Raw genomic sequence first — 13,193 nt, 5'->3', positions numbered from 1 at the left:
TCCTTTCAAATACATAGGTAGAATGCCACTTACACAGATTTTTTTACACTCTCTGTAGAGTTGATAACTGGACATTGCCAAGTTTCGTCCTCTGCCTCCTCTTCCATTCCTGCCTCCCAAACCCATAACCAAATTGGATATTTTTTCACATCTTCCAATTCAATATCATCTAACGATTTTGGTTTTCCAAATTCAAGAGTCATATTTTTACCCTTGGTGAAGCTAACGATATAGCTCAACGGCGCGTTTAGCGTCCGTTGCAGCGTCTTGTTCTGTCTTTGGTTTACGGTGGACCACCATTCCCTTGGTTCCTTATGACTCAAGCAGTAAAACAATTCCCGACGCGACAACTCGCCGGTGTTGGGGTTTGTGGCTTTACTCGAAGCTGGTGCGCGCCATCCGTCTGCATGCTCGCATCAGCGGTGACGCGAACGCTTCGAGCGTTGCAGAAAATCACAAACTTTTCAAGATTAGTTTGTTCTCTATATCTGGACATTATGCCCCACCGATCTAAAGCCCTTAATCCGGCGAGACAGAACAATTTAATAGAAGGCAAAACGCCCGCAAGTCGGAAATTTTTTTGCCTTCTTTCCTGATTTTTACTCATACCAAATTAACGCTGAAGTGTCTCTAAATCAACGGAATTTTTCTGAAAAAGGAAAACCATTGCACGACAAAACCCGTACTCGATATTCACTAGTTGTCCGAAAATAAACTCATAGTCTATTACTGGGAATGCGCACAGTGGTTTTGATGCGTGTTAACGATGACTTTAGGTACGACTGGTCTACATTGTCTGTTTTTGGCATTAAGCGGTTTTTGGCGGTGCGGGGCGAACCGCAGTTCAGACTAAACCTTGCGCAGCACAGCAGATTGCCATGCCACTAAGCAACAACCCATAAAAAAGCCAGTCACACAACTGGCTTCTTAAACCGAGTTTAAGTCTCAGAACTACAGCTTAAACAGCGCTTTTAGCTCGGGCACAGCGGCCAGTTGCGCTTTTACCGATTCGTCGCCAACCACTACCAGCGTCATGCTCTCGACTGGCAGGTACTTTTTCGCCAGGTCAGTTAACTGTTGTGGCGTTACCGCATTGGTTTTCTGCACATACTCTTCCAGGTACGACAAAGGTAAACCATGGGTTTTCAGGTGCCACAGCTGGTTGATAATGGCGCCACGCGACGAGTTTTGCAGCACAAAAATGCCGCCTTTGTAGTTTTTAAAGCCGTTTAACTCCTGCTCTGTCGGTGGGGTGCTTTGCAGCAGTTTGATCTCTTTGATGATCTCCACCAAGGAAGCGGCCGTCGCTTCGGCCGTCACGTCCGCCTGCTCAAACCAGACCGCCGCTTGAATACGGCTGCTGATTGAGCTGCGTGGTGAATAGGTGTAGCCCTTGTCTTCGCGGATGTTGCGGGTAATACGGCTGGAAAAGGCACCGCCAAGCAGCGTGTTCATAAGATCCAGCCCCACATAGTCCGGATGGGACGGGTCCACCACCGGCAAGCCGATACGGATAGTCGACTGCACCGCTTTGTCACGGGGAATAAAGACCAGGCCTGGTTTGGCCGCGGACTCTGCCGTGGTCAGAACCCGGCCTGTGCCTTGCGGCATGGCCGCAAAAGCGTCGCGAATGGCGGCTTCGGCTTTGGCTTCGTCAAACTGGCCTGAGACAAATAAATGGCTGCGGCTCGCCACCAGGTGCGTGCTCACAAATTGGTTGAAGTCGTCCAGCGTCAGGCCTTCCACCACTTTTTCGTCGGCATAAATTTTACCGTAGGGGTGATTGCCAAAAATATGCCGGTAAAAGGCTTCGGCCGCCTGGCTCTGTGCCTGTGATTTTTCCACTTTCAAATCACGCACATAGTTGGTCAGCAGCCGGTTTTTATCGGCTTCGGTAAAGTTGGGGTGAATGGCAATATCGGCCAGCAGCGCGGCAGCCTCACCGGCAAATTCCGACAACACGTCCAGCTCTAAAAAGCTGCTGTTGACGTCCACCACCGCATTCACCTGGCCCCCCATAGTGGCCGCAGCCTGGGCAATGGCTTTGGCATCGCGGTTTTTACTGCCTTCGAGCAGCAACTGATAAGCCAGTTCAGACACGGCATCTTTGGCACCATCATCCACAGAGCCGGTTTCGGTCAACAGCCGCACTGTCACTTTGGGCGTTTTGCCATACTGCACAAAGGTCACGTTCAGGCCATTGGGCAGGCTGATGCTGCGCTGTGCCGTTAACGTAAAGGCTTTAGGTGCGCTGCCTTCTGGTGGTGTTTCTTTCGCAGAGGCGGGCGTCAGCACCAGCAAAGCGGCAGGCAACAGAGCCAGCAAAAAAGTGTGTAACTGTTTCATGGGCTGTGTCATTGCTTCGCTCCTTGTTGGCTCTGAGCCTCTGGTGTTGCCTTGCCCTCTGCCGGGGCTTCGCCCGGTAATAAGGTCAACACAGTTCTGTTGCCCGGGCGCAGGTATTCGTTCACTGTGGCTTTAATCAGTTCAGGTGTCACCGCTTTAAACTGAGCTTCCAGCTCGTTAATGCGGGCCGGGTTATTGTCAAAAAGGGCGAAACTGGCCAATAAATCCAGCTTACCGAAGCCATAGAGTTCATCCATATTGTCGTACAGCGCCGAACGCAGTTTCACCAGGGCACGGTCAATGTCAGCCTGCGCGACAGGTTGCTCCTGCAGTTTGCCAATCACTGTATCTACCGCCGCCACCAGCTGTTCTGTGGTGTGTTTTTCATCATGGGTGAAGGAGCTCATCCACAGCATAGGGCCGTTGTAATTAAACATATTGCCCAGCAGGTAGTTAATGCCGCCCCCCACAGAGCTGGTCACCTCACGGTTTTTCACCAGTTCCTGGTGCAACAGGCTGTCGGTGCCCTGCACTAACAGCTGGTCAATAATGCCCATGGCATAAAACTCTGGCGTGTCGCGCTCCGGCATTTTGTAGGCAAACGCAAAGGCAGGTTTGGGAGCCAGCTTGTCGTATTTGACAAAACGCTTTTCCTGCTCCTGACGCAGCTCCGTCAGCACTGGCGGTTGTGGCAGTTCGGCTTTCGGAATAGCGGCAAAGTATTTCTGCACCATGGCCAGTGTACTGTCGGTGTCCACATCGCCCACCACCACCACCACCGCATTGTTTGGTGCATAGTAGGTTTTAAAGAAGGCGGCTACGTCTTCCAGTGTGGCCGCGTCCAGGTGGGCTAAATCGCCATAGAAGTTATGGGCGTTGTACCAGTTGTCAAAGGCGTACTGCGGCATATCCAGCCAGGGGAAACCGCCATACGGCTGGTTCAGCACGTTCACTTTCACTTCGTTTTTCACCACGCCCTGCTGGTTGGTCAGGTTTTCCTGGGTGATGGCCAGGCCTTTCATCCGGTCGGCTTCAGCCCACAGCATGGTTTCCAGCTTGTGCGCCGGTACAATTTCAAAGTAGTTGGTAAAGTCAAACCGGGTGGAGCCGTTCAGCACACCACCGTTATTGGTGACCAGGTTGATAAATTCCATTTTGCCGAGGTTCGTCGAGCCCTGAAACATCATGTGTTCAAACAAATGGGCAAAGCCGGTGCGGTCTTTTGGCTCGTTCCGAAAGCCAATGTTGTAATACACCCCCACCACGGCGGTTGGCGCTGTATGGTCTGGGGAAATCACCACTTTCAGGCCATTGTCCAAGGTGCTGTAGTGCACCGGAATATTAAAACTGGCCGGGCTTGGTGCCGTGGCCGCCTGATTCGCCAGTTGTTCCGCAACGGCAGCCGTGGCGTCTGTATTGTCTTTGGGTGGGTCTGTCGGTTTGGGATTACAGGCCGCCAGTGCAGCAGCCAGCCCTACTATCCAATAGCGGCTTAACATAAAAGGTCCTTGTTGTGATGGTTGAAGCGGTTTTACTACACCACCCAGACGGTTAAAAATCAAGCAAACCAATATCCTGTAACAATTTCCAGCCTCAGTTGGCCTGGGTTGCTGCGTTGCAGCCGCAGCGTTCGCAGCCTTTATCAAACTGCACTTTCCAGACACCTGGCGCCGTTTGACGCCAGACTGAGTTAAACGTAGCGACCACTTTACCGTCCGGGCTTTTTACCGGGCCAGAACTATGGGCCAACAGCCCGTCGGCCGACACTTCGACCTGTGCAGGCTGCCAGGAAAACGGGGCTTGTTCCCCTTTAAAAAAGTCGGCCCAACCTGCGACCACTTCGGTTTTACCACGCAGCATCTGTTGTCCGAAAAACACCGTGTCGTCGGCCAGGTATTGCGCAAAGGCGTCTATATTCCTGTCCGCCATACTTTTGGCAAAAGCGCGTTCGGCAGCAAACACTTGCTCTTGCGCCGTCTGAGCCCAGAGTCCCCATGAACAGAGAACACTGCACAACAAAACTATTTTTTTCATACCCTTCCCTACCCCGATAAAAAAAGGGCAGCCAAGCTGCCCCAAACCACATGCATAATTGCAACGATGCGCGTTTTAAGCGGATATCAGCTTAGAAGCAAAACCTGCTGCCTGGTGCCGCAGTTGTGACCAAAGGACGTTAAAACGCACTAAGCCCCAATAGGTCAGTGGCACCAGCAATAAACTGGTTAAGGTGGAAAACACCAGACCACCGATAATGGCAATGGCCATAGGTGCATAGCTGGGGCCGTCCCCCCCTATGGTGGCATCGCCCATGGCCAATGGCAGTAAACCCAATACAGTGGTGGATACCGTCATCAGAATAGGCCGCAGGCGGGCTTCACAGGCTTCGATAATCAGCGGCACCAGGTCCGCCTCTGGCCGCTCGCCCCGCAGTTGGTTAATGCGGTCGACCAGCACTATGCCGTTGTTTACCACAATGCCCATCAGCACCAGCATGCCAATCATGCCCATAATGCCCATACTGGTGCCGGTGAACAGGAAAGCCCAGAACACCCCGACCATCGAAAACAGCAGAGAGCCAATCACCGCAGTGGGCAGTAACAGCGATTCAAACAAGGCCGCCATCACCAGGTAAATCATCGCTACCGCCAGCAGCATATTGACCACCATAATGCCCTGCGCTTCGTCCTGGTACTGGAAGCTGCCTTCAAAAGACCAGCTGTAGCCCGGCGGCAGCTGCAATTGGTCCATCCGTTGCTGAATTTCAGTTCTGGCTTTGTCCATGGTCAGTTCTTTATTCAGGTTCATGCCAATGGCCAGGGTGGTCTGGCGGTTAAAACGGCGGATCTCAGCCAGCAGAGGCCGCAGACTCAGCTGAGCCACCTGGTTTAACCGGATGCTGACGCCGTCCTGCACCGCCACCGGAATGGCTTCCAGCTCGGCCTGGGAATGGCTGACTTTTTCATCGTACAAAACCCGCAGTTGCAGCTCGCCCTGCTCGGCGCTGCGGTAAGTGCGTAAATTCACCCCACGCAACGCCAGACTGACGGTATTGGCCAGCTCCTGCGCACTTAAGCCATAGCGTTGCAAGGCGTCCTGATCCAGCCGGATCTGCAGCTCATAACGGCCATCGGCAATTTCTGAGCGCACATCTTCCAGGCCTTTCACATCACGCAGCACTGGCACTATGTCAGCCGCCAGTTTGGTCAGCATTTCGGTGGAAGGACCGGCCAGATGCAGCTGCATACCGCCGCCACTTTCACTCCAGCCAAAACTGGGTTCTGCCCGCACCAGTTTCGGCCAGCCTTCCCGGATGGCTTTTTTGATGTCGCCAACAGGTTTGACCAACGGATCGTTGAACATAATGATCGAAATGGCATGGTTGGCGGTGTAGTAGCTGTACACCGACTCAATTTCAAATTCGGCCTGGTGCTGGTACAGATACTGTTCCATCCGGGTCACTTCAGCTTCCACTTCCTCCAGGCTGTAGTTGCCCTGAATGTTGTAGTTCAGAAAAGCCCGGTTGGAATCCCCGTCGTCTTCGTCGCCGCCCGACACCTGGCCCATAGGAATGGCAATACTGGCAAGCAGCACAAAGGCAATGGCGGTGGCCGTTTTAGGTTTAGCTAAAGTCCAGCGCAGGCAACGGCCGTAAAACTTGTCCAACGCACTGGGCTCGGCATTCTGCTGGCTGTGAATTTGTTTGATTTTGGTGGTCAACAGCGGAATAAGCGTCAATGCCATCAACAGCGACACGCCCAGCGCAATGGTAATAGCAATCGCCACATGCTCCAGAAACACCGTCACATCAACCTTCTGCCCAATAATATTGGGCAAAAACACGATGGCGGTGGTGGCGGTACCGGCCAATACCGCCAGGCTGACGCGGTACACCCCCCGCTCTGTGGCGGCTTTGATATCAGCGTCGGCCGCCCGCTCGCGGAAAATACTTTCAGTCACCACCACTGAGTTGTCCACCAGCATCCCCACGGCCAGCATCAGGCCCATCATCGACAGAATATTCAGGCTGTAGCCAAGGAAATACATAGCGCCCAGCGTGATGGCGATAGACACAGGCACCGACAGCACCACCACCAGGGTGGTTGGGATATGGCGTAAAAACAGATAAAGCACCACAAAAGACAGCGCCGCGCCCATACCGCCTGAACTGAGCAGGTTGGACAGCGAATCGGTCACCCCTTTGGCGGTGTCATCCATCAGGAACAAATTAATACCATTAAAGGCCGGGTCTTTCCCTGCAGCATCCACCACCGCAATGGCAGCACGGGATACGTCCACCAGATTGGCGCCCGATTCCTTAAACACATTCATGCCCACCGCATAGGTCTGGTGTAAATGGCGGCCTTCAGTACGTTTGGGCAGCTCCAGCTGAATATCGGCCACTTCGCCAAGCGTCAGGCCCTGACGGATGGGGTAAGCTTTCAGTGCATCCAGGCTGGTAAATTCACCAATGGGCTTTACCGTGATGCTTTCGTTCGGGTTACGGATCTCCCCGGCCGTCATCGCAAAGTTGCTGTCCTGCATTTGCTGCAGCAGTGCCGCCGGGTCCACCTGCAGGCTGCGCAGCCGCTGCGGGTCCAGCCGGATACTGACCTGACGTTTATCCACGCCATAGAGCTCCACTTTGGACACGCCGGATACCCGCTCCAGCGGGCGTTTAATCACCCGCTCCAGCAGATCATAAGCCATGGCCAAATCACGCTCGCTGGAAATACGCAGCTGGAAAATCGGCATATCGCTGGTATTAAACTGAAATACCATCACCCGTTCCACGTCGCGTGGCAGCAGGTGGCGCATATTGTCCAGCCGCTCCCGCACCTCAATACTTTTGGTATTGATATTTTCTTCCCAGTTAAATTCCAGCGACACATCAGCGCCGTCCTCTTTGGAAAACGAACGCATTTTTTTAATGCCGGTGACTGTCGCCAACGCTTCTTCCACAGGCCGGGTGATCAGCCGTTCGGTCTCCGCCGGTGTCGCATTGGGGTACGGCACATGCACATAGATTTCCGGAATATCGATACCGGGGAACTTCTCCAGCGGCAGCATACGGCTGGCCATCAAGCCAAATACCAGCATCGACAAAAACAACATACATAAGGTGACAGGGCGCTGCAGCGCAAAGCGGGTCAGCGCCAGAGGTTTATGCTGCATAATCCTGCTCCCGTTTTTTCGCGGTTAAAGCGTACAACACCGGAATAAACACCAAGGTCAGTAAAGTAGCCAACGACAGGCCCCAAATAACGGTGATGGCCATAGGCGAACGCATTTCGGCGCCATCACTGCTGCCAAGCACCATAGGTAACAGGCCCAGCACTGTGGTTAAGGTGGTCATCAGCACCGGGCGCAGACGGGTGGCACCGGCTTCGACCACGGCGGGCAGCAGCGCCATGCCTTCATCGCGCAGCTGGTTAATGCGGTCAATCAGCACTATGGCGTTGTTCACCACTATACCGGCCAGCATAATAACGCCGATAAAGACGATCACTGACACCCGGGTGCCGGTCAGGTACAGACCCAGCACAGCACCAGCCCCGGCCAGCGGCACGGTAAACAGGATCAGCAGCGGCTGCAGCAGGTTTTCAAACTGCGACGCCATCACCAGGTACACCAGGAATACCGCCAGCAACAGCGCCATCATCAGCGAATTAAAGGAACGTTCCATCTCTTCGCTTTGGCCCACTAAAGTCACACCCACACCATAAGGCAGCTTCAGCTGTTCCAGCACCAGTCGGGCCGTCTGAGTAGCCTGCTCCAGGTCGCCGTAGGCCAGGTTGGCACTGACAACCGCAACCCGCTGCTGACCAATACGGGTAATTTCGCTGGGGCCTGTCTCGCGTTTGATCTCGGCAACGGCTGACAGCGGCAGCGGTTTTTCACTGCCCGGGTTGATAATAATTTGTGCCAGCTGGGTTTCGGAGTTGCGGTACTGCTCGGCCAGACGCACGCGGATATCCACTTTGCGGTCCTGAATGCTGTATTGGCCTGCCACTTCGCCGCCAACATAATTGGCCACCCGCTTCGCCACATCGGCGGCGTTCATGCCATATTGCGCCAGCTTGCCATGGTCAAAGTGCAGACTGATTTCCGGCTGACCGGCGCGCAATGAGGTTTTGATATCGGTGAAGCGGTCTTGCTGCTCCAGCATCAGCACCAGCTGATCGGCCGTTTGCTTCAGGCTGGTCAAATCATGGCCTGAGACTTCAATTTCCAGCGGTGTGCTGAAGCTGAACAAAGAAGGACGGTCGATTTTGGCGGTTAAGTCCGGCAATGCCGCCACCTGCTGACGGAACAGCGCAATTAAACGTTCTTCATCTTCAGCCGTGCTGCCTGCTTTGAGCACCACATTGAGCCGGCCCCAATGGGTGCCGCCTATGGCCGGGTCCACCGTCATTTGCTGGCCAGTGCCGACCATGCCATAAGTGCGGTCCACTTCCGGCTGCGCTTTGGCCACATTGGCCAGCTGCGTCAGCATGGCGTCGGTGCGTTCAATGGCGCTGCCCACAGGCAACTGAATTTCCACAAAAAACTCGCCCTGGCTCATGGCCGGGATCACGTCAAAACCCAGCCGGGGGATCAGGCTGTAAATCAGCGCTGTGATGCCCAAAGTCCCCAGGATCACTGCGCCTTTGATGTGTAAGGCTGCACGTAACACATTGCGGTAGCCCGCTTCCAGTGCGGTTAAAAAACCTTGCACTAACGCCAGCACAGGTTTCAGCACAAACCCCAGACCTTTACTGACGCCGCGTACCAACACCATCACTGCAGCCATCAACCCCAGCAGCAAATAACGCACCGCCAGAAACAGCAGGCGGAACGGAACCAAAGGCCATAAGGCCCAATGTTTAGGTTTGAGAACAAAAGGTTCCGCATTGGTTTCTGCCGCAACAGCTGCAGTGCTGCGCTCGTTGGCCGCCATCGCCGGGATCAGCGTCAGCGCCACCAGCAAGGACGCCAACAAGGCGTAGGTCACCGTCAGCGCCTGATCTTTAAATAACTGACCTGCCACCCCTTCGACAAACACCAGCGGGAAAAACACCGCCACTGTGGTTAAGGTAGAGGCCGTGATGGCCATCGACACTTCACTGGCACCTTTTTTCGCCGCTTCCAGCGGGCTCATGCCCTGCTCTTTGTACCGGGCAATGTTTTCCAGCACCACAATGGCGTTGTCCACCAGCATACCAATGGCCAGCGCAATACCACCCAGGCTCATGATGTTCAGGCTGATGTCCTGCGCATGCATCAGGTTAAAAGTGGCAATCACGGACACCGGAATGGAAATGGAGATCACCAGGGTGGTCCAGAAATTCCGCAGGAACAGATACAACACCACCATGGCCAGCAGACCACCTTGCCAGGCGGCAGATTTCACTTCGTCAATGGCGTTTTTAATAAAGGTGGATTGGTCGTACACCAGCGTCAGCTGATAACCGGCTGGCAGTTGTTTGCGTAAATCATCCAGCCTGGAGCGCACCGTATTGGCCACCTGCACCGTATTGGCATCGCCTTCTTTGTAGATGGCTATTTCGATCGCCTGTTGACCATTGATGTAAGTGACACTCTGGCGGTCCGCAAAGGTATCCCGTACTTCGGCGATATCCGACAGCCGCACCTGACTGTCCCCCACTTTGGTGATGTACAGGTCTTTCATCTGTTGCAGGCTGGTGAACTGATTAATGGTCCGCACTAAATAATCGTTGCTGCCGGTTTCCAGGCGGCCTCCGGCCTGATTGACGTTTTGCGCTTTCAGCCGTTCATTAATGGTGCTGATATTCAGCTTCAGCTGGCTGAGTTTTTCGTTGTCGATCAGGATCTGGATTTCCTGCGTCAGGCCGCCATCAGGCCGCACTGCAGCGACACCGGCCAAGGATTCCAGCCGGCGGCGTAAGTCTTCTTCGGCGAAAGTCCGCAAACTGACCAGTTGCGCCGCGCTTAAAGGCTGCTCTTGCTCGCGGCTCAGCGCCAGCCGGATCACCGGGTCTAAGTTCGGGTTAAACCGCAGCAGCAGCGGCTTTTTCACATCCAGTGGCAGCAGCAGCACATCAATTTTTTCCCGCACTTCAAGACCGGCGAGATCCATGTCGCTGCCCCATTCAAACTCCATAATGACGTCGGAGCGACCAGCGCGGGACACCGAATGCACTTTGCGGATGCCTTTGACTATACCGACTGCTTCTTCAATGGGTTTACTGACCAGTTGCTCCACTTCAGCCGGGGCCGCCCCCTGGTATTCAGTACGAATGGTTAAGGTGGGGTAAGACAAATCGGGTAACAGATTGACGGCCAGCCGGCTCATGGCGACCATACCAAATAACAGAATACCTAAGGTAAACATCCACATAGTGACAGGACGGGCGACTGCTAGATTCACCAGTTTCATAAAAAATCCCTATTGTTGTTGATTATCCCCGGGGAATCCCCCGGGGCGGGCAGGCCCTGCAGATGCAGGGGATCAGGCTTTGGGGGCTATGACTTGCACCAGGCTTTGTTCTTTCAGGCTGGCCTGACCGGCAGTCACCACCTGATCGCCATCAGCTAAGCCATCGACCACTTCCAGCATAGTGTCAGATTCATAGCCAGTGCTGATGGTTTTGCGCACCACTTTGTTGTCCTTGCCGACCACAAAGACTGAGCTTTGATTGTCCATTGCCATGACAGCGCGTTTGGGCACCAACAACGCATTGGCTTTGGCATCGTATTGCAGCTCAACCTGGGCAAACATACCGGCTTTCAGTTCGCGGGCACTGTTGTCAATGGCCAGAGTGACACGGGCGGTGCCTGTAGTGGCATCCACCACAGGCGAAATACGGATGATGTGCGCCTGCTGGGCTGGCAAGGCGGCAAATTGCAGCATCGCGGTCTGGCCTACTTTGGCGCGCGGCAGCTGGTGTTCTGGCAGATTAATCACCGCTTCCAGCTTTTGCTCTGAAACAATATGAAACAAAGCTTTGGATGAATACTCAGTGATCAGCTGGCCAACCTTGGCATAACGGCGGGCCACCACACCACTGATAGGGGCAATGATTTGGGTTTCTTTCAATGCCAGCTCAGACAAGGCCACAGAAGCAGACAAAGATTCCACCTGCCATTTCAGCTTGTCGTACACGTCAAAGCTGACCAGTTTTTTCTGGTACATGGATTCCAGACGGGATAATTCGCTTTTCAGCTGGCCCAGTTCAGCTTTGCCTTTGGCCAGATTCAGCCGCTGCCGCTCAGTGTCCAGCGTAGCCAATACCTGACCTGCAGTAACATGGTCACCTTCTTCCACCAACAGTTGCTGCACTATGCCAGTGGATTTGCTGTTCACTTCTGCATCTTCGCGGGCTTCCAGCGTGGTGGTGGTGCGGTACAGGCTGCTGATTTCGCCGCGGCCTACAATGGCTGCTTCAACCGGAATGCTGACCAGCACTTCAGCTTTGGTCGCTGTATCCGGGCTGCCTTCAGCATTGCCACAACCACTGAGCACTAAGCTGCTGGCAACCAAACCGGCAATCAGACTTTGAGTAAATACAGAGCGGGTATTCATGGTGAGTTCATCCTTATTCATCAGTTGCCAGTGTTCTGCATGGGCTGTGCCAGCAAAATAAATCAATTTTAATATATAAAATTCAATAGCTTAAATAAAAAACACATCCTTAGCTCTGTTGGCAAGTTAGTGTTTTTCGCCAGAATTTAGTTAAAAACTAATCAGACCAGTGGCGAAAAATACCAGTCTTAGAGCATGTACTCTAAGCTGCCTCTTTTCTATAATGCGGCCGATTTTTATCACAGGGTAATGAATAAATGTTACGAAAAGCTTCACTCCCTTTGGCCGTTGCACTGGCGCTGTGCAGCGCCTCTGCCACTGCTGAAGGCTATAAACTGTTAGAACAATCGGTCAGTGCAGCAGGCAATGCCTATGCGGGCCGCGGCGCGCAAATCACGGATGCCTCGCTGGTGTACTCCAACCCGGCGGCGTTGACCCAATTGCAAGGTGCTCAGTTCTCTGGCGGTTTAAACCTGATCCACGCCAAAACCCGTTACAGTGATGCAACCGCCACCAGCGCCCAAGGTATGCCGGTGCAGGGTTCTGCAGATGGAAAACTGACCCTCAACGAACTGGTGCCTTTTGCATTTTATGCCGATCACCTGAACGACAAAGTCAGCTACGGCATAGGCCTGTACGCGCCTTTTGGTCTTTCCTCTGATTACAACAATGACTTTGTTGGCCGTTACTTTGCCGATGAAACCGCCATTAAAGTCGTTGCACTGCAGCCAACAGCGGCTTACCAGCTTGATGAGATCTGGTCTGTGGGTGTAGGCCTGAACCTGAATTACGCAGAAGGAACCTTGTCCAAGTACAAAGACCACTCAGGTCTGTGTGAACTGGGTACCAACATCAACGCCATGTTTGGCCGGGATGTTTACAACGCGGCCTATTGTGACAGCCACTATGAAGTCAATGGCGACGATATTGCTCCGGGTTACACCCTGGGTCTGCACGCCAATTTTAGTGACACTCAACTGGCCCTGGTGTATCACTCTGAAGTGAAATACACCCTCAAAGGTGATTCTGTTATTACCAACACGCCCATTACCGGCGCCAATGTCGTGGGCAACCCGAATTTCCTGGTGGTGTCTCCGACCCTGCCAGCGATCGACCTGCGCACAGGTAAACTGGCCTCGAACAGCCAGCTGACGGAACAGAGCAAGCTGGACCTGACCACCCCGGCGAACCTGACCTTCAGTGTCGATCAGCGCCTGAATGACAAAGTGTCGTTGCAAGCCAGTGTGAACTGGACTGGCTGGAGTAGCTTTAAGAGCATTGATATTGTCAGTGACGACGCCAA

At 53.7% G+C, this 13,193-nt stretch carries 8 protein-coding genes; 1 reads left to right on the top strand and 7 read right to left on the bottom strand.

Going from position 1 to position 13,193, the window contains the following annotated elements:
- Nucleotides 1–29: 29 nt before the first annotated feature.
- The 7 genes from WKJ04_RS17840 to WKJ04_RS17810 form a co-directional block, all read right to left on the bottom strand.
- Nucleotides 30–203 carry a hypothetical protein gene (locus tag WKJ04_RS17840; protein WP_337881656.1) on the bottom strand — a complete coding sequence of 58 codons (174 nt, stop codon included), beginning with the start codon at nucleotides 201–203 and terminating at the stop codon, nucleotides 30–32.
- Nucleotides 204–951: 748 nt separating this feature from the next.
- The gene (locus tag WKJ04_RS17835) at nucleotides 952–2,358 is read right to left on the bottom strand and encodes a pitrilysin family protein (protein ID WP_337881655.1); all 1,407 of its coding nucleotides are present in this window, start codon (nucleotides 2,356–2,358) and stop codon (nucleotides 952–954) included.
- Nucleotides 2,355–3,845 carry a pitrilysin family protein gene (locus WKJ04_RS17830; protein ID WP_337881654.1) on the bottom strand — a complete coding sequence of 497 codons (1,491 nt, stop codon included), beginning with the start codon at nucleotides 3,843–3,845 and terminating at the stop codon, nucleotides 2,355–2,357. The genes WKJ04_RS17835 and WKJ04_RS17830 overlap by 4 nt, the downstream gene beginning before the upstream one ends.
- 94 nt (nucleotides 3,846–3,939) lie before the next feature.
- A complete protein-coding gene (locus WKJ04_RS17825) occupies nucleotides 3,940–4,380 on the bottom strand; it encodes a nuclear transport factor 2 family protein (protein WP_337881653.1) in 441 nt (146 codons plus the stop codon).
- Nucleotides 4,381–4,455: 75 nt separating this feature from the next.
- Nucleotides 4,456–7,518 (bottom strand): efflux RND transporter permease subunit, encoded by a 3,063-nt coding sequence (locus tag WKJ04_RS17820; protein WP_337881652.1) that lies wholly within the window; start codon nucleotides 7,516–7,518, stop codon nucleotides 4,456–4,458.
- Nucleotides 7,508–10,744 (bottom strand): efflux RND transporter permease subunit, encoded by a 3,237-nt coding sequence (locus WKJ04_RS17815; RefSeq protein ID WP_337881651.1) that lies wholly within the window; start codon nucleotides 10,742–10,744, stop codon nucleotides 7,508–7,510. The genes WKJ04_RS17820 and WKJ04_RS17815 overlap by 11 nt, the downstream gene beginning before the upstream one ends.
- Nucleotides 10,745–10,816: 72 nt before the next feature.
- Nucleotides 10,817–11,890, bottom strand: a complete 1,074-nt coding sequence (locus tag WKJ04_RS17810; RefSeq protein ID WP_337881650.1) for an efflux RND transporter periplasmic adaptor subunit — start codon at nucleotides 11,888–11,890, stop codon at nucleotides 10,817–10,819.
- 257 nt (nucleotides 11,891–12,147) lie between these two features.
- Here WKJ04_RS17810 and WKJ04_RS17805 point away from each other — a divergent pair.
- On the top strand, nucleotides 12,148–13,193 hold a 1,046-nt coding region (locus tag WKJ04_RS17805; protein WP_337881649.1), incomplete at its 3' end, for an outer membrane protein transport protein.

It is taken from the genome of Rheinheimera sp., assembly GCF_037442345.1.
GTDB lineage: Bacteria > Pseudomonadota > Gammaproteobacteria > Enterobacterales > Alteromonadaceae > Pararheinheimera.
The sequence above is the reverse complement of the archived record's forward strand: the minus strand, read 5'-3'. Positions and strand labels throughout refer to the sequence as shown.